This window comes from Halorubrum sp. GN11_10-6_MGM (assembly GCF_005435165.1).
In the GTDB taxonomy this organism is placed as follows: domain Archaea; phylum Halobacteriota; class Halobacteria; order Halobacteriales; family Haloferacaceae; genus Halorubrum.
This window is the reverse complement of sequence record NZ_SGUC01000035.1, coordinates 1-16,662: the sequence shown is the minus strand read 5'-3', so window position 1 is coordinate 16,662 and position 16,662 is coordinate 1. Positions and strand designations below refer to the sequence as shown.

The following is a 16,662-nucleotide window of genomic DNA, read 5'->3' as shown; positions in this document are numbered from 1 at the left end:
CGTCGCGCCGAGGGGCAGCCGCCGTCGTTCCACGCTCGTTCAGGCCGCCGCGATCAGGAGCGCGACGGCGCCGAAGAACGCCGCCACGCCGGCCGCGCTCCCCCGGTCGAGGTCGTGTTCGACCTCCAACCCCGCGACGACCACGACCCACTGGACCCCGATCGCCACCGCGGACGCGACGAGGAGGGGTCCGGTCGCGGTCGTGATCGCGGCCACGAGTTCTTGGGAGAGCGCTTCGAACGTCGCCCCCGAGATCGCCGTGGTCGAGAGCGTGTACCAGATCGCCGCGACGCCGGCGATCACCCGGAGCAGTTCGCCGACGAGCGCCCAGCCGGCGATCACGAAGCTGTCGCCGACGGACCCGGACCCGCCGGCGACGCGCGCGCCGGCGTGGAGCGCGAGCGCGAACAGCCCCCACCAGAGCGGCACGCCGATCAGCCCGTAGTGGAGGTAGCCGGTCGCGGCGTCGCGGAGCTCCGACCCGGCGTCGACCTCGATCTGCGCCGGCTCGTCGCACTCTTCGGCGAACACGGAGTCGGAGTCGTCGCCGAACGTCTCGCAGGCCGACTCCGGCGGACGATCCGGGTTGTCGACGGTGACCTGCTGGTCGACGGTCGCGTCGAAGACGGCGCCGAGCGCGAGGATACCGACGCTGGTTCCGATCGTGACGAGCACGAGCATCGCGATCGCGACCGTGGCGGCGTCGCGATCGCGGAATGCGCCGCGAACGCGGTCGATCAGCGCACCGAGCGGACGGGTGAGGGCGGCGAGCGGGGTAGACACAATTCGGCCATTCTCTGCCGAAAATAAGTGTCTTTTCGCTCGATCCTGCCGGCTTCACTCCCGTTCCAGTTCGGTCTCCGGGTCGGACTCGTCCGGTTCCGTCGAGGCCTCCTCTTCGACCTCACTCGCCGCGGCCTTCCGAGCGCGGTCGGCGGCCAGTTCCCGGTCGATGTCGTCCTCGACGTACCCCATCGACTCGACGGTGACGACGTTGCCGCCGCCGGGGTCGACCACCATCACCTCCTCGCCCTCGTCGATCGTCCCCTCGATCGACCGGGCGGAGTAGTGGGGGTTGAAGCCGCCGCCGGCGAGTTTCACCTCGCCGCCGGTGGGCGTCACGCGCTCCGTGACGGTCCCCGTCTTCCCCTTCAGCGAGTCGCTGTCGCTGGTCTGTTGTTGGCCCTTCCCGCCGTAGAGGTCAAACTCGTGGTAGCCGTAGAAGGCCGCGGCGCCGAAGCCGAGCGTGAGGAGGGCCATGACGGCGACCAGCCCGGCGCCGGCGACGAGCGGCGAGAGGAGGAGCCCGCCGAGCCCCGCGCCGATGAGCGCGATGCCGACGACGATGAAGTTCGCTCCGGGCGCGAGCGCCTCCGCCATCGAGAGCAGCAGCCCCGCGGTCAACAGCAGGAGGGGGAGGGTGTCCGGCGAGAGGAGCCCGGACTGTGCGAGCGCGTTCATGTTCGGTCCTACGGCCGCGGCCTGATAAGTGGTCGTGCGCGCGGCCGGCCTCCGGCCTCAGAACCCGAGCAGGAGGACGCCGACGGTGAGCGCGACGCCGAGGACGACGAAGGCCGCGTGTTCAAGGGTGACATCGCCCGGCTCGATCGGCTCGTCCGTCGGCGTGGCCGTGTCCTCGGTGACGCCGTCCGGCCCCACCTCGTCGACCGAGAAGCGCCACTCGCGTCCGTCGTCCGCGCTCTCGTCGCCGGCGTCGTTGGCCCGGCTCCTGTCGCCGAACTCGGTCGACTCCGGAGAGCCGGCCGGCTCCCCCTCGCGGGCGTCGTCGCCGGATTCGTCGCTCATGGACGCACGTACGCGACTCCGTAATAAATGGCTGGCGGGCGCGGGCGCGAACGGCGCGCGAGGCCGACGAGTGCGCGCGCCGCTCGCGAGGAGTCCGCCGCGACGCCCCCGGTGAGTCCGCTTTACCGCTCGCGGGCGGCCCGAAGGACGTCGCCGTCGTAGACGACGCCGCGCTCGCCGTCGAGGGTGACGGTGGTCCCGTCCGCGACCGAGTCGGGCAGATCGGCGCCGGAGACCATCGGGACGCCGAGCTCGCGGGCGACGACGGCCGGGTAGCCGGTCATCCCCTCGCGGGCGTCGACGACCCCGACGATCCGGTCGAGGTCGCCGGAGAACTCCCCGTCGAAGTCGGCGCCGAGCGCGACGACGGAGCCGTCCGGCAGGGCGTCGAGGTCGCCGTCCTCGGTGCGGTGGACGGGCGCGGCGACGCGGCCGGCGACGACCCCCTTGCCGGTCACGACCGTCTCGGCCGCGACGTGGACCTTCAGCGTGTTCGTCGTGCTCGTCCCCTCGAACTCGGTGAGCATCCCCGAGAGGACCACGAGGGTGTCACCGGATTTGGCGCCGCCCCGGTCGAGCGCGGCGTCGACCGCGTTGTCTAAGATTCCCTCCATGTCGTCCGCGTACTCGGTCAGCACGGGGCGGACGCCCCACGAGAGCGCGAGCTGGCGGCGGACGCGGTCGTTCGGCGTCGTCGCGACGACCGGCACGCCCGGGCGGAACATGGCCGTCTTGCGCGCGGTGAAGCCGGACTCCGAGACGGCGACGACCGTCGACGCGCCGATGTCGCGCGCGAGGTAGCGCGCGGAGCGCGCGAGCGCCTCGGTCCGCGACCCCTCGTCGGCGGTCGGGACGCGCTGCTCGCGGGTCTCGGCGTACTCGTCGCTCGCCTCGACCTGTCTGACGATGCGGTCCATCGTCTCGACGACGTTGACAGGGTCCTCGCCGACCGCGGTCTCGCCCGAGAGCATGACGGCGTCGGTGCCGTCCAGCACGGCGTTGGCCACGTCGGAGGCCTCGGCGCGGGTCGGGCGCCGCGAGGAGACCATCGAGTCGAGCATCTCCGTCGCGGTGATGACGGGGACGCCCTCGTTGACGCAGGTCCGGATGATCCGCTTCTGGATCACGGGCACGTCCTCCAGCGGGCACTCGACGCCGAGGTCGCCGCGGGCGACCATCACGCCGTCGGCGGCGTCGACGATCCCCTCCAGGTTCTCGACCGCGCCGGCGCGCTCGATCTTCGCGACGATCGGGATGTCGTCGCCGCCGCGGGCCTCCAGTTCGTCGGCGATCCGGTAGACGTCGTCGGCGTCACGCACGAACGAGGCGGCGACGAAGTCGGCGTTCGTCCGGGCCGCGAGGTCGAGTTCGGCCTCGTCCTCGGGGGTGATCAGATCGACGTCGATCGCGACGCCCGGGAGGTTCACGCCCTTGCGGGAGCCGAGTGTTCCGCCGGAGACGACGGTCGCGACGACGGACTCGCCGTCGACGCGCTCGACGCGGCACTCGATCCGGCCGTCGTCGAGGAGGACCGTGTCGCCCGGCTCGGCGGCGCCGATCGAGTGGGTGAGCCCGACGCGCTCGGGGGTCGCGTCGTCGCCCTCTTCGAAGACCACTTCCGAGCCCTTCGCGAGCGAAATCGGCTCGTCGATCTCGGCGGTGCGGACCTCGGGGCCCTTCAGGTCGACCATCACCGCGAGCGGGTCGTCGATCTCGTCGTCGACGGCGCGGGCGCGCTCGATCACCGTCTCCCGGTGGTCGGTCGTCCCGTGGCTGGCGTTGAGTCGGACGACGGACATCCCCGCGTCGGCGAGGCCGCGGATCGTGTCCCGGTCGTCCGAGGCGGGACCGATCGTACAGACGATCTTGGCGTTTCGCATACCGCCGAGTTCGGCGCAGCGGCGGAAAAAGGCACACGGTTGCGTCGCTCCCGAGTAAACGTTCGTGAGGGACGGCGGCACAGAGCCGGTCGCGCGTGGAGACGCGGCGAGAATTATAAGTGAACGACGCGGTGCGGCGGCGCGCGCCTGCGAGCGGCCGCCACCGGCGGCCGCGAAGCAGCGCCGCGCGAGGGAGTCGGTCGCCGAGCGAAGCGGCGGCGACCGACGAGGCTGGGGAGGCGTGAGGTGCGGTTGCGGTGCGGTGCGGAGCGGGGCGGGACTCGAAGGGGCAGTCGCGAGGGCGAAGCACGGCGCAGTAAGGACCGCAGGAGCGAGCGAAGCGAGCGACGAGGACCGCAACAAGCCGCGCGAGCCCTCGCGGCTGGGGCTTCGGAGCGGTTCGCCGTCGATCCGCAGTCGACGATTTATAATTGTACGCCGCGGGCGTTGGAGGGAGCCGCCGCCGGAGCGTCAGCGTGGTTTATTAGTCGTCCGCCGGCGCGGCCGCACCCCCGACCGACAGCTCCACCTCGGGCGCGTCGACCTCTAGCTCGTCGAGCGCGGCCTGCGCGGCGCGCTTCCCCGACACCAACATCGCGCCGAACGTCGGCCCCATCCGCGGGAGACCGTGCGCGGTCGCGACCGCCATCCCGGAGGCGATCAGGCCGTCGTGGACGACGCCGGTGTGCTCGACGACGGCGTCCTCGCTCTCGCCGACCCACATCGAGTCGTGGCCGGGCGAGTCGTGGCCGGGCGCGCCGTACTCGCCGTCGTCGGTCTGGTCCATCCCGGTGTTGTGCTCCTTCGCGTGCTCGATGCCGGGCGCCGACAGGACGCCGCGCTCGTCGAGCTTGCTGATCGCGACGGCGTCGTGGCCGGTCGCGTCGATGACGAGGTCGGACTCGACCGCGATCGGGTCGACGCAGGTGATCTCGCGGGGGAGCGCGTGGACCGGCGTCCAGTTCATCACGATCCCGCCGACCTCGTGGTCCTCGCGCACGACGAGGTCGGTGAACTCCGTCATGTTCTGGACGCGCGCGCCGGCGTCGCAGGCCGCCTTGATCAGCCCGGAACAGGCCTCCGGCCCCGGGGCCGTGTAGAGCCCGTCGACGTCCTCGACCGGCTCGTAGTCGACGTCGAGGTCGTCGAGGATCTCCTGGGCGGGGTCGCGGACCGTCACCGTGTTCATCAGGAACCCGCCGAGCCAGAAGCCGCCGCCGAGGTAGTTGTTCTTCTCGACTATCATCACCTTCACGCCGCGCTCGGCCAACTCCTTCGCGGCCATCAGCCCCGAGGGGCCGCCGCCGAGGACGATGACCTCGGAGTCGGTGAAGTCCAGGAAGCCGTCGGTCCACTCGTTTCCGATGGCCCTCGTTACGTCGGTCTCGCTCACGTCCGCGAAGCCGTTGAATCCGTCCATACAACTTGGTAATACTACTTGGTTGTAAAAGGCGTTGCGGTCGGGACCGAACGTGTTTATAAATGGTGGCGGGAGGACGGGGTCGCCCCGTCCGAAGCCCCAGTTGCTCGGCTGTACTGCCTCGGTTCCGTCTATAAACGACCGATCGACACGAACACCGCCGAAGCCCCAGTCGGGAGGCGGGCGCACGCTCGCTACGCTCCTCGCTCAGTCGCTAGCGCTCCTTCGCTGCGGTGCTTACATCGCCTGCGCCCGCCTCCCGACTGCCCCTTCGAGTCCCGCCCCGCTCCGCACCGCGACCGCACCTCACGCCTCCCCAGCCTCGTCGCTGGCGGCTGATGCCGCCAGCGACTCCCTCGCGCGTGCTCCTCGGCCGCGATGCGGCCTCGGAGGCACGCGCCACCGCATTCGATTTGTCTGCCCTCGTTTCGATTTGTCTGCCCTCGTCGCCGCGGACGTTCCCGACCGCCCCCAACTCGTAGCCTTTTTACCCGCGCTGGCGGTACACGGACTCACTATGGCTGAGGACAAGGCACGAAGCACCGGGAGCGCGGGCCGATTCGGCGCCCGCTACGGCCGGGTCTCCCGCAAGCGGGTCCAGGACATCGAAGAGGAGATGCGCAACGCGACCGTCGACGGCGACGACGTCACGCGCAAAGGCACCGGCATCTGGGTCAACGAAGAGACCGGCGAGACGTTCACGGGCGGCGCGTACCGCCCCGAGACGCCCGGCGGTCGCACCGTCCGCCGCTCCATCCGCGCCGCGCTCGCCGACGAGGAATAGGACATGAGCTACAAGTGCTCCCGCTGTAAGCGCGACGTCACCCTCGACGAGTACGGCGGCGTGCGCTGCCCGTACTGCGGCCACCGCGTCCTCCTGAAAGAGCGCGGCGGCGGCATCAAGGAAGTCACCGTCGAGTAACGCCGTCTCCACTTCTTCGGGACCGTGACGACGACGCGCGCACACGAGACGGTCTTCTCCGTCACCTATGACACCGAGCGGCGCGCCCGGATCGTGGCCGACGCGCTCGGCCCCGAGGTCGGCGAGATCGACGACGCCCGCTCGACCGCGGCCGTCGACCGCGAGGGCGACGCGGTCCGCGTCCGCGTGGCCGCAGACGATCTCGTGGCGCTGCGCGCCGGCGTCAACAGCTGGTCGCGGCTGGTCGCGGTCGCCGAGCGCGTCGGCGCGTTGGACGGCTAAACCGACGCGAGCGTCCCCGAATCCCCTCCTATTGCCGACCTGACCGGACGAGGTAGATGTAGTGGGTTTTTCCGTCCGGGCCGCCTCGGTCCGCCCATGCAAGGGAACATGCCGCCCGAGGCACAGGAGAAGATCGAGGAACTACAGGAGCTTCAGGAGACCGCACAGCAGGTCGCCGAGCAGAAGGAGCAGGCGCAGTCCGCCTTGAACGAGTCGAAGACCGCCCTCGACGCCCTCGAAGACGTCGACGAGGACGCGGGGATGTACCGCGAGATCGGCGAGGTCCTCGTCGAGACGGACTACGAGTCCGCCTACGACGACCTCGAGAACAAGGTCGACTCGCTCGAAGTCCGCGTCGAGCAGCTCGAAAAGCAGGAGGAGCGCGTCGAAGAGCAGTTCGACGACCTCCAGAGCGAGCTCCAGCAGATGCTCCAGGGCGGCGCCGGCGGCGGCGGCCCGATGGGACCGGGCGGCCCGGGCGCCGGCGGCGCGTAAGGCCGTGACCGACGACGCCGACGACGCCTCGGAGCCGAGCGACGACGAAGTCGTTCGCACCGCCGCGGAGGCGGCCGAGGGGATCGTGTTCAAACACTACGACCAATCGACGGTCACGGACTTGGACGTCACCGTCACGTTCGAGGAGGGCGTCCTCGACGTCGACGTCTACCTCAACGCGCCCGACGACGCCGACGCCGACCCCGAGGCGGTCGCACAGGAGGCGGTCGAGACCGCGGGCGAGGCGGTCGACGAGCTGTTCGCGGCGTAGGCGGGCGGCCTTTTCGATCGGCACCGATGAACGCGGAGAGCGGCTCGCTTCCGCGTTAGCGCACGATCTGCGGGGCACCGTTTATCAGCGGTCGGACCGTGGGTCGGGCCGATATGTACGACGCGATCCTGTGTCCGACCGACGGGAGCGCCGGGAGCGCCGCCGCGATCGAGCAGGCCTGCGACCTCGCCGCGCTGACGGGCGCCCGGATCCACGCGCTGTTCGTCGTCGACGAGGGTATCGCCGGCGCCGACGAGTGGGACGTGGTCGTCGAACGCGAGGAGGAACGGGGCGAGCGCGCGCTCGACGCGGTCGCCGAGGCGGCCGCGGCGCGGGACGTCGAGACCGAGAAACACCTCCGCCGCGGCCGCCCGGACGAGGAGATAATCGACGCCGCGGCCGACTACGGGGTCGACCTGATCGTGATGGGGACCCACGGCCGGACCGGTATCGGGCGCTTCGTCACCGCGGGGTCGGTCGCCGAGCGAGTCGTGCGACACAGCGAGCTCCCGGTGTTGACGGCGCACATCGGCGAGTGACCCACCGGTCGGGCGGGAAGAAATCGACCGCCCTCTCAGGCCGACTCGCAGATCGCGACGAAGTTCTCGAAGACCTCCTCGCCGCGCTCGGTGTGGGCGACCTCCGGGTGCCACTGGACGCCGTACAGCCCCGCGTCCGGGTTCGACATCGCCTCGATGCCGCAGACGTCGGAGGTCGCGGTGCGGGCGAACCCGTCCGGGAGCGCCGTCACCTCGTCGGCGTGGGAGGCCCAGACGCGCGTCTCGGGCGCGAGCGAGCCGACCAGCCGGTCTGCCTCGTCGACGATCTCGACGTCGACGTCGGCGTAGCCGCCGTAGTCGCCCTCGCCCACCGCGCCGTCGAGCTCGCTGGCGATCAGCTGCATCCCGAGACAGATCCCGAGCACGGGAACGTCGCGGTCGAGGTACTCCGGCGCGTTGCCGACGCGGTCCATGTCCGGGCCGCCCGAGAGGACGACCCCGTCCGCGTCGACCTCGTCGGCCGGCGTCTCCGCCGAGACGATCTCGGTGTCGACGCCGAGGTCGCGGAGCGCCCGCCGTTCGAGGTGCGTGAACTGGCCGTGGAGGTCGATGACGACGATCCGGGTCATGGCTCCGATTGAGGGCTGTCGCACAAAAGCGGCTCGGAACGGGTCGCAGTATCGTGGTGTTTTCGACCGCTACGTTCTAGTTTCGATCCAGAGACGCGGATCGATCAGAGGTCGAGCGGGCCGCGTTTCGTGAACTCGCGGAGCAGTACGGTCGCGTACGAGCCGCTCGGGAGCGCGAACGCGAACCGGGGGTCACCGCCCGCGAACGAGACGTCGAGGTCGGTTCGCAGGAGGATCGCCCGCCGGGTCCCGCGGGAGTCGAACTCGCCGGGGAGGTCGAAATCGCCCGGTTCGATCTCGGCGTCGGCGAGGACCTCCCGTTCGATCTCGCCCGGCTCGCCGTCGCCGAGCTCCGTCTCCGTACCGACGAGCGGCGCGGTGACGAACGCCCGCCCGCGCTCGCAGTGCCGCGAGACCACGTCGACCCGGTCGGCGTCGACCCGCTGGAGCCGGTCGGTGTCGGGCGCGTACAGCCCCGCGGGCGCGTCGCCGTCCGCGAAACACACCACGTCGCCGGCGACGGGGCGGTCGAACGGGAGCCCCCGACGGAGCCGCTCGCTCACGATCCGGTTGAACAGGAACGACTGCGCGGCGTTGACGAACAGCCGCTGGAGGTTCGAGGGGACGGCTTCCAGCGCGTGCCACCAGTCCCCGTCGTCCGGCGGCGCGTCGGGGGCGACGCCGCGGTCGGCGAGCCGGTGGACCATCGAGCGCTCGAACCGGAGCTTCCCGGGGATCGCGTCGAGGCAGGCGACCCAGTCGCCGTCGGCGTCGGCGCGGTCCGCGCCGTCGGACTCGGGACCCTCGCCCGCGCCGAAGGCGGCGTCCACCCGGTCGCGCGCGGCCCGGGTGTCGTCGGGCTCCGTCTCGGCCGGGTTGCCGGCGTACAGCCGGACCGCCTCGCGGGGGTCGTTCCGGGCGATCGCCAGCCCGACGAGGTGGGTGACGGGTCGCCGGCTCCCGAACCGCTGCTGGCCGAAGTAGTTCGGGACGCCGACGGTCGCCTCCGCCGACAGATCCCTCGCGTCGGACGGAGCGCTCTCCGCCTCCGCGTCGCCCGCGAACGCCCGCAGGTCCCGCACCGTCTCGGCGACGCGCTCGGAGGCGCCGTCGACCGCGTCCGCGACGCGAATCTCGAAGGCGTTCCCGGCGAGGTCGCCGAACGAGAGACTCCGTCCCGCCCGGCCGAGCGCCTCGATCTCGGCGCCGTGGATCTCGGGGAGGTCCTCCGCCTCGACCCCGCGGACCGTGAACAGCTGCGTGGTGACGGCGCGCTTGTCCTTCGTCCCGGCCCACGAGACCCGCTCGCGACTGATTCCGAGCGCGTCCGAGAGCCGGCGCGCGAAGTCGTTCGTGTCCCAGTCGCGGAGCGTCGCCCGGACGACGAGTTCGGGGTAGCTCCCGGGGTCCGAATCGAGCGGCTCCGCGTCGAACGCCTCCAGCTCGCGGACGCGGAAGTCCTCAGGCGACTCGCGGAGCCGCCCGCCGATCCCGTCGGCGCCGCTGACGTAGTGTTCGATGCCGACCGCGCGCTCGGTCGGATGCGCCTCGCGGAGGGTGCGTTCGGAGGCCATTCAGTACAGCGAGAGGTCGCCGGTCACGCGGTCGACGCTCTCGTCGCGAGCGGGGCCGACCGCGAGCGCGGTGACGGTCCCCGGCTCCAACTGCGTGTGGCCCGCGTCCCGGACGATGGCGTACGGGAGCCCCTCCTTGTCCGCCTTGTCGGCCAGCTCGAACAGCTGGCTCTCGGAGTTCCCCTTCAGCACCACCTTCTTCTGGCCCTCGCCCTGCCACTTCTTTCGCGCTCGATCGCTCGCGTCCTGGTACGCCGACAGCGACGCGTGCGCGACCTGCGCGGCGAGTTTCCCCTCGCCCATCCCGATGTCCGCCCGCGCGACGATCGCCTGTTTCATGTGTCGTTTCACCCCCGCCGCGGGTTTAGCGCTTTGCTCTCGGCCCCCGGGCCCGCTGGCTCGTCGTCGGTCAGCAAAGCGGGGGGTAGACGACCGACCGCGCCGTCAGTCGTCCGCGGGCGCCGCGTCGCCGCCCGAGACCGAGCCGAGACCGGACGCCATGGAGGCGACCGCCCGCTCGTTGTTCACGACCCAGCGCAGCAGGAGGAACGCGAAGAGGTACTTCGCGACGATGTCCATCCCGCTGTACGCCCACGAGGTGACGGCGACGTCGAGCACCGCGAACCCCTCGGCGCCGAGCGCCCAGAAGATCGGGTAGCCGAGCCAGAGGACCACGGTGAGCACCTTCAGCGTGTTGAAGATGTCCGCGGTGCCGGCGATCTCGGCGTCCTCGGCCCACTCCGCGAGCAGGATGTAGAGGACGACGACGAAGAACGCGCAGCTGATCACGTACCAGACCCACCGCAGCAGGTACGAGGACGTGGTCAGCGCGGCGGCGAGGCCGGTGACGCACATCCCGATGTCAGCCACGACCGCGGTGAACAGCTTCGTCAGGTTCGAGCCGGCGAGCAGCCCGAGCGCGACGAGGATCATCGGCGTCGACAGCGCCCACGTGAGGTACCGGCCCCACGGGGTGAGCACCTCTTGGCCGGCCAGCGCGTGCCCGGCCGGCATTTCGAGGAAGCTCACGGTGAGCCCGGAGACGAGCCCGGTGTAGCTGGAGATGGACACCAGCGGTACCATCAGCGTGGCGACGAAGATCAGCTGTGCGCGCGGGTCCTCCACGTTTCGGCCCATGTACACGAACAGGAGGATCGAGAGGCCGGCGAGGGCGATGTTGATCCAGAGCGACGAGGCGAGGAGCGCGTCGCTCTGAACCGCCTCGAAGATCTGGGTCTGGGTCATTTCGAGCGGGACTGTTCCGCTTGCGAGCGCGTCTACCGCTGCTGTTTCGATCATGCGACATCAGAAAACAGGCGTTGTCTTGAGTAAACACACGAACCTGACTGGTAAGGTCTGATTGTTTCGATCTCGGTCCGTATCTTCGCTATCTGTTCGGTTCCGTTTGCGCGTGGACGGGCGGTCCCCACGCCCCTCCGCGCAGCGCCGACCGCGCCCGACCGCGTCCGGCTCGGCTCTCGCCGTCCGCGAGCCCGACGAGGTCGCACCGGCGCTGTCCGGGGCGGTCGCGTTCGGGAGTGGTCGCGTTCGCGGGCCACGGGAAATCCGTTCCCACGCGGCGGGGTCGACCGCGGTATTGAAACCGTTCAGGCCCCCAGATGGGGTATGTATCGCAGACGGTTCCTCCGGCGGTCGGGCGCCGTCGGGAGCGCGGCGGCCGCGGTCGCTTTCGCCGGCTGCGCGGGCGTCGGCGGCGAGTCGGACCGCGACGTCGGGATGCTCGCCTCCGCGTACCAGCCGCGGGAGATAACGGTCTCGGTCGGAGAGACCGTCGTCTGGGAGAACACGAGCGCGCGGGCGCACACCGTCACCGCGACGGAGAGCGGGATCCCGGACGGCGCCGAGTTCTTCGCCTCGGGCGGCTTCGACGACTACGCGTCCGCCGAGGCGGCGTGGAACGCCGACTTCGGAGGTATCTTGGAGAGCGGCGACCGCTTCGAGCACACGTTCACGGTCCCCGGCGCCTACGAGTACGTCTGTATCCCCCACCGCGAGGGCGGCATGTTCGGCACCGTTGTCGTGGAGGAGTGATCGACGTGGCCCTCTCGCCGCTGCTCGGGACCGACGTGCTGCTGTTCCTCGCCATCGGGCTGCTCGGCGGCGCCCACTGTATCGGGATGTGCGGCCCGCTCGTCACCGTCTACGCGAGCCGGATGGACGCCGACGGCGGGCGGGCCGACGGCGGCGGGACGGGCGCCGCGCGCGCCTCGGACGCGACGACCGGCCGCGAGGGGCACCTGACCACCTACGAGGTCCGCCAGCACGCGCTGTTCAACCTCGGCCGCGCGGCGAGCTACGCGACGATCGGAACCCTCCTCGGCGCGCTCGGCGGCGCGGTGTTCGTCACCACGGCGACCCTGACCGGCACCGCGGAAGCCGTCCGCGGCGGGGTCGGGCTCCTCGTCGGCGCGGCCGTGATCGCCGTCGGCGTCCGCTACCTCCTCGGCGGCGCGACCGGCGGGGTCCACCTCCCAGGGCTCGACCGCGTCACCGGGTGGCTCACCGGGCACGTCGACCGGCTCGCGAACGGTCCGGGGATCGTCGCGCTCGGCGCGGTCCACGGGCTGCTCCCCTGTCCGATCCTCTACCCGGCGTACCTGTACGCCTTCGCGAGCGGCTCCGCGGTCGCGGGCGGCGTCGCGCTGGGCGCACTCGGGCTGGGGACGATCCCCGCCGTCTTCGCCTACGGGACGCTGATCGAGAGCGTCGACCCCGTCCAGCGCCGCCGGGTCCACCGGCTGCTGGGCGTCGCGTTCGTCGCGCTCGGCTACGTGCTGTTCGCCCACGGGCTGATGTCCGTCGGGATTCACGTGCCGCACCCGCGGCTGCCGTTCTGGAACCCGCTCGACGCCGGCATGGGGGGGGGATGTGAGATGAGCGCGAGCGACGCCCCTGCGGGCCCAGACGGCGACCCCGGCGCCTGTACCCTCTGCGAGCTCCCGACCGAGGGCGTCGACGTCACCGACGGCGACGGCAACCGCTTCTGCTGTACCGGCTGCCGGGACGTGTACGGCGCCCTCGGCGACGTCGACGTGGACGCCGACGCCGTCCGCGAGCGTCGGCGGGAATCCGGGGACGGCGACGACGCGGGCGGCTCCGCGGGCGGCGACCGCGACGTCCCCGACGGCCACGAGGCGACGTTCCTCGAGGTCGACGGGATGCACTGCGCGACCTGCGAGGCGTTCATCGAGACGGTCGCGACCGACGCCGACGGCGTCAGCGGCGCGAGCGCGAGCTACGTCACCGACACCGTGCGAATCGACCACGACCCCGACGCCGTCACGATCGACGACCTCACGGAGACCGTTAGCGGGCTCGGATACAGCGCGTACGCCCGCGACGACGCCTTCTCGCGCCGACAGGCGAACAACATGGCGACGGCGCGGCTCGCGGCCGGCGTCCTCGTCGGGATGGCCGTCATGCTGCAGTACATCGTCCTCATCTACCCGACGTACTTCGCGTTCCCGTTCTACAACGAGCGCACGCTGGCGTACCTCAACGAGGCGATGGCCTCCACCTCCGGCACGTACTTCTTCATCGTCATCGGCGTGTTGACCACCATCGTCCTCTTTTTCACCGGAAAGCCGATACTGCGGGGCGCGTACGTCAGCGCGAAGACGCGCTCGCCGAACATGGACCTCCTCGTCGCCATCGCAGCGGTGAGCGCCTACCTCTACAGCACGCTCGCGGTGATCTTCGTCGAGTCGCCCTCGATATACTACGACGTGACGGTCGCGATCGTCGTCATCGTCACGGTCGGCAACCACTACGAGGACTCGGTGAAAGACCGCGCGACGGAACTCCTCTCCGAGGTCACGGCGGTCCAGATCGACGACGCGCGTCGGCTGACCGCGGACGGCGAGACGGAGACGGTCGCGGTCGCCGCGCTCGAAGCCGGCGACCGACTGCTCGTGCGTGCGGGCGAGCGAATCGCGGTCGACGGCGAGGCGGTCGACGGCGACGCCGCGGTCGACGAGTCGGTCGTCACCGGCGAGTCGCTGCCGGTCAGGAAGGTCGCCGGCGACGCGGTCGTCGGCGGCTCCGTCGTGACGGACGGATCCCTGACCGTCGCGGTGGGGCCGGACGCCACGTCCAGCCTCGACCGCGTCGCGGAGCTCGTCTACGACCTCCAGAGCGGGAACCACGGCGTCCAGAAGCTCGCGGACCGGCTCGCGACCGTCTTCGTCCCGGCGGTCCTCGTCATCGCGGCCGTCGCCGCGGGGGCGTCGCTCGCGCTCGGCGGGACTCCGACCGACGCGATGCTCGTCGGGCTGACCGTGCTGATCGTCTCGTGTCCGTGCGCGCTCGGGCTGGCAACGCCGCTCGCGGTCGCCGCCGGGATCCGCGACGCGCTCGAACGCAACATCGTCGTCTTCGACGACACCGTCTTCGAGCGGATCCGCGACGCCGACACGGTCGTCTTCGACAAGACCGGGACCCTGACCACCGGCGAGATGCGGCTGGTCGACCGCGCGGTCGACGACGACCTGCTCCGGCTCGCGGCCGCGCTCGAATCGCGGTCGGCGCACCCGGTCGGGCAGGCGGTCGCGGCGGCGCGGGCGGGCCTCGACGGCGAGGGCGCCGCTCTCGACGAGTCGAACCGCGACGGCGCGACGCCGGCGGTCGCCGACGGCGGTGCGGAGGCGGTCGACGCGCCCGCAGACGACGGCGACGCGCCCGCGGTCGACTCCTTCGAGAGCCACGCCCGCGGCGTCGTCGGCGTCGTCGACGGCGTCGAGGTCGTCGTCGGTCACCCCGACCTGTTCGACGAGCGCGGCTGGACCGTCCCCGACGAGATCCGCGAGGCGGTCGCCAGCGCGCGCGACGTGGGGCGCGTCCCGGTCGCGGTCGGCCGCGACGGCGCCGCCGAGGGGTTCGTCGTCGTCGGCGACGAGCTGCGCGAGGGGTGGGAGGAGACGGTGACGGCGCTCGACGAGTCGGGCGTCGAGGTGATCGTCCTCACCGGTGACGACGAGCGCGCGGCGACGGTGTTCGCCGACCACGACGCCGTCTCGTCCGTCTTCGCCGGCGTGCCGCCGGAGGGGAAGGCGGAGGCGGTCGGGCGGCTGAAAGAGCGGGGCGTCACGGTGATGGTCGGCGACGGAACGAACGACGCGCCGGCGCTCGCCGCGGCCGACCTCGGGATCGCGCTCGGCGGCGGCACCGCGATGGCGGCCGACGCCGCCGACGTGGCGATCGTCGACGACGAGCTCGGCTCCGTGGCGACCGTCTTCGAGCTCGCTCGGGCGGCCGGGCGGCGCGTGAAGGGGAACATCGGCTGGGCGTTCTGCTACAACGCGGTCGCTATCCCGCTCGCGGCGACCGGCCTCCTCAACCCGCTTTTCGCCGCCGTGGCGATGGGCGCGTCGAGCCTGCTCGTGGTGACGAACTCCTCGCGGGCGCTGCTGTCGGACGACTGAGTCGCCCGTCCGCGACCCGGTCGCGCCCGCCCCTACCGCAAGCGACTTTCGGCTCAGCCGAGTACACACGGGCGATGACAGACCAACAGCAGCAGCCCGCGACGCCGACCCGGAACGGGATGCCCGTCCTCGGGATCGGGACGTGGGAGAACGACGAGCCGGCGCAGTGTACCGAATCGGTAGCCAACGCGCTCGACGCCGGTTACCGCCACGTCGACACCGCGCAGATCTACGGCAACGAGGCGGCCGTCGGCGAGGGGATCGCGAAAAGCGACGTCGACCGCGAGGACGTCTTCCTCGCGACGAAGGTGTGGATCGACAACCTCGCGCCCGCGGACGTCGCCTCCTCGACCCGCAAGAGCCTCGACAAGCTCGGCGTCGACTCGGTCGATCTCCTCTACGTCCACTGGCCGGCCGGGGAGTACGAGTCCGAGGAGACGCTGCCGGCGTTCGCCGAGCTGCGCGACGACGGCCTCGTCGACCGGATCGGCGTCTCGAACTTCGAGCCGGAACACCTCGACGCCGCGACGGACGCGCTCGGCGAGGCGCCGTTCGCGAACCAGGTCGAGATGCACCCGCTGCTCCGGCAGGAGGAGCTGCGAGAGTACGCCGACGCGAACGGCGTCGAACTCGTCGCCTACTCGCCGCTCGCCCGCGGCGAGATCCTCGACGACCCGGCGATAGCCGAGATCGCGGAGAAGCACGGCGTCAGCGCGGCGCAGGTCAGCCTCGCGTGGCTCCGCGAGTCCGGCGTCACCGCCATCCCGAAGGCGACCGGGATCGACCACATCCGCGACAACCTCGCCAGCCTCGACCTGGAACTCGACGACGAGGACGTCGAGGCGATCGACGACCTCGGCCGCACCGACCGCCAGCTCAACCCCGACTTCGGGCCGGACTGGTAGGCGAGCGACGCTTCTTTTAAATAAAGGAGGGCGCGGTGGCGCGTGCCGACGAGCAGCCGTCAGGCTGCGAGTCGCACGCGCGAGGGAGTCGCGAGCGGTGCGAGGTGCGAGCGAGGCGAGCACCTCGACGCGAGCGGCGAAGCCGCGAGCAGCGAGCGACGAGGCTGGGGAGGTGTGAGGTGCTGTGCGGAGCGGTGCGGGGTGGGACGCAAAGGGGCAGCCGTGAGACCGCAGTAGGCGACGTAAGCACTGGAAGGAGCGAACGGAGTGAGCGATTGAAGCGCGCAACGAGCGTACTGCGGTCTCACGGCTGGGGCTTTGGCGGTGGTCACCGCCGAGCCACTGTCGTCTATTTATAAATGATCGGCTGTGGTCTTGGAGACGTTCCCTGCCGATCCGAAGTCATGTATCGCTCTTGGGTAGAGGATTGTTGGTCAGTTCTCAGCAGTAGCTGGAAGTCACAGCAGGCAAGGGTGACGCGGCCGCGTCACCCGACGAACGATGTTCCCTATCAAGACGTTCGTCTCGGAGCGTCGC

Annotated in this window: 18 protein-coding genes and 1 pseudogene; 10 read left to right on the top strand and 9 right to left on the bottom strand. The window is 71.1% G+C overall.

Annotated elements, in window-relative coordinates; translation table 11 throughout:
- Positions 1 to 39: 39 nt before the first annotated feature.
- The 5 genes from EXE46_RS13830 to EXE46_RS13810 form a co-directional block, all read right to left on the bottom strand.
- On the bottom strand, positions 40 to 783 hold the full coding sequence (locus EXE46_RS13830) for a YIP1 family protein (protein ID WP_137688963.1): 744 nt from the start codon (positions 781 to 783) through the stop codon (positions 40 to 42).
- A gap of 54 nt (positions 784 to 837) precedes the next feature.
- Complete coding sequence (locus tag EXE46_RS13825; RefSeq protein WP_137688962.1) at positions 838 to 1,461, bottom strand: NfeD family protein; 624 nt, start codon at positions 1,459 to 1,461, stop codon at positions 838 to 840.
- Positions 1,462 to 1,518: 57 nt separating this feature from the next.
- The gene (locus tag EXE46_RS13820; protein WP_137688961.1) at positions 1,519 to 1,806 is read right to left on the bottom strand and encodes a hypothetical protein; all 288 of its coding nucleotides are present in this window, start codon (positions 1,804 to 1,806) and stop codon (positions 1,519 to 1,521) included.
- Positions 1,807 to 1,928: 122 nt separating this feature from the next.
- Complete coding sequence (gene pyk, locus EXE46_RS13815) at positions 1,929 to 3,686, bottom strand: pyruvate kinase (RefSeq protein ID WP_137688960.1); 1,758 nt, start codon at positions 3,684 to 3,686, stop codon at positions 1,929 to 1,931.
- Between the two features lie 484 nt (positions 3,687 to 4,170).
- Positions 4,171 to 5,106, bottom strand: coding sequence for a thiazole biosynthesis protein (locus EXE46_RS13810; RefSeq protein WP_137688959.1), 936 nt, complete (start codon positions 5,104 to 5,106; stop codon positions 4,171 to 4,173).
- A gap of 517 nt (positions 5,107 to 5,623) precedes the next feature.
- Between EXE46_RS13810 and EXE46_RS13805 the strand changes: the two genes are divergently transcribed.
- The 6 genes from EXE46_RS13805 (at position 5,624) to EXE46_RS13780 (ending at position 7,615) form a co-directional block, all read left to right on the top strand.
- Complete coding sequence (locus tag EXE46_RS13805) at positions 5,624 to 5,890, top strand: 50S ribosomal protein L37ae (RefSeq protein ID WP_086220860.1); 267 nt, start codon at positions 5,624 to 5,626, stop codon at positions 5,888 to 5,890.
- 3 nt (positions 5,891 to 5,893) lie between these two features.
- The gene (locus tag EXE46_RS13800) at positions 5,894 to 6,028 is read left to right on the top strand and encodes a DNA-directed RNA polymerase subunit P (protein WP_137688958.1); all 135 of its coding nucleotides are present in this window, start codon (positions 5,894 to 5,896) and stop codon (positions 6,026 to 6,028) included.
- A gap of 24 nt (positions 6,029 to 6,052) precedes the next feature.
- On the top strand, positions 6,053 to 6,310 hold the full coding sequence (locus EXE46_RS13795; RefSeq protein WP_137688957.1) for a KEOPS complex subunit Pcc1: 258 nt from the start codon (positions 6,053 to 6,055) through the stop codon (positions 6,308 to 6,310).
- A 108-nt stretch (positions 6,311 to 6,418) separates the two neighbouring features.
- Positions 6,419 to 6,805, top strand: coding sequence for a prefoldin subunit beta (locus tag EXE46_RS13790; protein WP_137688977.1), 387 nt, complete (start codon positions 6,419 to 6,421; stop codon positions 6,803 to 6,805).
- Between the two features lie 4 nt (positions 6,806 to 6,809).
- Positions 6,810 to 7,076: a DUF3194 domain-containing protein gene (locus EXE46_RS13785; RefSeq protein WP_137688956.1), complete on the top strand. Its 267-nt coding sequence runs from the start codon at positions 6,810 to 6,812 to the stop codon at positions 7,074 to 7,076.
- Positions 7,077 to 7,189: 113 nt separating this feature from the next.
- A complete protein-coding gene (locus EXE46_RS13780) occupies positions 7,190 to 7,615 on the top strand; it encodes a universal stress protein (protein WP_137688955.1) in 426 nt (141 codons plus the stop codon).
- A gap of 35 nt (positions 7,616 to 7,650) precedes the next feature.
- On the opposite strand, the gene EXE46_RS13775 is transcribed toward EXE46_RS13780, so the two are convergent.
- The 4 genes from EXE46_RS13775 to EXE46_RS13760 form a co-directional block, all read right to left on the bottom strand.
- Positions 7,651 to 8,205, bottom strand: a complete 555-nt coding sequence (locus tag EXE46_RS13775; protein WP_137688954.1) for a GMP synthase subunit A — start codon at positions 8,203 to 8,205, stop codon at positions 7,651 to 7,653.
- 104 nt (positions 8,206 to 8,309) lie between these two features.
- On the bottom strand, positions 8,310 to 9,779 hold the full coding sequence (gene truD, locus EXE46_RS13770) for a tRNA pseudouridine(13) synthase TruD (protein WP_137688953.1): 1,470 nt from the start codon (positions 9,777 to 9,779) through the stop codon (positions 8,310 to 8,312).
- Positions 9,780 to 10,118 (bottom strand): peptidyl-tRNA hydrolase Pth2, encoded by a 339-nt coding sequence (gene pth2, locus EXE46_RS13765; RefSeq protein WP_137688952.1) that lies wholly within the window; start codon positions 10,116 to 10,118, stop codon positions 9,780 to 9,782.
- A gap of 105 nt (positions 10,119 to 10,223) precedes the next feature.
- A complete protein-coding gene (locus EXE46_RS13760; RefSeq protein ID WP_137688976.1) occupies positions 10,224 to 11,024 on the bottom strand; it encodes a bacteriorhodopsin in 801 nt (266 codons plus the stop codon).
- 381 nt (positions 11,025 to 11,405) lie between these two features.
- Between EXE46_RS13760 and EXE46_RS13755 the strand changes: the two genes are divergently transcribed.
- The 4 genes and pseudogenes from EXE46_RS13755 to EXE46_RS13745 all read left to right on the top strand — a co-directional run bounded on the left by EXE46_RS13755 (position 11,406) and on the right by EXE46_RS13745 (position 16,125).
- Positions 11,406 to 11,831 (top strand): plastocyanin/azurin family copper-binding protein, encoded by a 426-nt coding sequence (locus EXE46_RS13755; RefSeq protein WP_137688951.1) that lies wholly within the window; start codon positions 11,406 to 11,408, stop codon positions 11,829 to 11,831.
- A pseudogene (locus EXE46_RS17210) lies at positions 11,828 to 12,559 on the top strand (sulfite exporter TauE/SafE family protein); the annotation flags it as partial. The gene EXE46_RS13755 and the pseudogene EXE46_RS17210, both read left to right, overlap by 4 nt.
- Positions 12,560 to 12,673: 114 nt before the next feature.
- A complete protein-coding gene (locus EXE46_RS13750; protein WP_199234177.1) occupies positions 12,674 to 15,220 on the top strand; it encodes a cation-translocating P-type ATPase in 2,547 nt (848 codons plus the stop codon).
- 119 nt (positions 15,221 to 15,339) lie between these two features.
- Positions 15,340 to 16,125, top strand: coding sequence for an aldo/keto reductase (locus EXE46_RS13745; RefSeq protein WP_137688975.1), 786 nt, complete (start codon positions 15,340 to 15,342; stop codon positions 16,123 to 16,125).
- The last annotated feature ends 537 nt before the right edge of the window (positions 16,126 to 16,662 follow it).

What these genes read in the sequence shown, in the direction of transcription:
- EXE46_RS13825 (WP_137688962.1), bottom strand. Translation starts at nt 1,461, where the DNA reads ATGAACGCGCTCGCACAGTCCGGGCTCCTCTCGCCGGACACCCTCCCC.
- EXE46_RS13820 (WP_137688961.1), bottom strand. Translation starts at nt 1,806, where the DNA reads ATGAGCGACGAATCCGGCGACGACGCCCGCGAGGGGGAGCCGGCCGGC.
- pyk (WP_137688960.1), bottom strand. Translation starts at nt 3,686, where the DNA reads ATGCGAAACGCCAAGATCGTCTGTACGATCGGTCCCGCCTCGGACGAC.
- EXE46_RS13810 (WP_137688959.1), bottom strand. Translation starts at nt 5,106, where the DNA reads ATGGACGGATTCAACGGCTTCGCGGACGTGAGCGAGACCGACGTAACG.
- EXE46_RS13805 (WP_086220860.1), top strand. Translation starts at nt 5,624, where the DNA reads ATGGCTGAGGACAAGGCACGAAGCACCGGGAGCGCGGGCCGATTCGGC.
- EXE46_RS13800 (WP_137688958.1), top strand. Translation starts at nt 5,894, where the DNA reads ATGAGCTACAAGTGCTCCCGCTGTAAGCGCGACGTCACCCTCGACGAG.
- EXE46_RS13790 (WP_137688977.1), top strand. Translation starts at nt 6,419, where the DNA reads ATGCCGCCCGAGGCACAGGAGAAGATCGAGGAACTACAGGAGCTTCAG.
- EXE46_RS13780 (WP_137688955.1), top strand. Translation starts at nt 7,190, where the DNA reads ATGTACGACGCGATCCTGTGTCCGACCGACGGGAGCGCCGGGAGCGCC.
- EXE46_RS13775 (WP_137688954.1), bottom strand. Translation starts at nt 8,205, where the DNA reads ATGACCCGGATCGTCGTCATCGACCTCCACGGCCAGTTCACGCACCTC.
- truD (WP_137688953.1), bottom strand. Translation starts at nt 9,779, where the DNA reads ATGGCCTCCGAACGCACCCTCCGCGAGGCGCATCCGACCGAGCGCGCG.
- pth2 (WP_137688952.1), bottom strand. Translation starts at nt 10,118, where the DNA reads ATGAAACAGGCGATCGTCGCGCGGGCGGACATCGGGATGGGCGAGGGG.
- EXE46_RS13760 (WP_137688976.1), bottom strand. Translation starts at nt 11,024, where the DNA reads ATGACCCAGACCCAGATCTTCGAGGCGGTTCAGAGCGACGCGCTCCTC.
- EXE46_RS13755 (WP_137688951.1), top strand. Translation starts at nt 11,406, where the DNA reads ATGTATCGCAGACGGTTCCTCCGGCGGTCGGGCGCCGTCGGGAGCGCG.
- EXE46_RS13750 (WP_199234177.1), top strand. Translation starts at nt 12,674, where the DNA reads ATGAGCGCGAGCGACGCCCCTGCGGGCCCAGACGGCGACCCCGGCGCC.
- EXE46_RS13745 (WP_137688975.1), top strand. Translation starts at nt 15,340, where the DNA reads ATGCCCGTCCTCGGGATCGGGACGTGGGAGAACGACGAGCCGGCGCAG.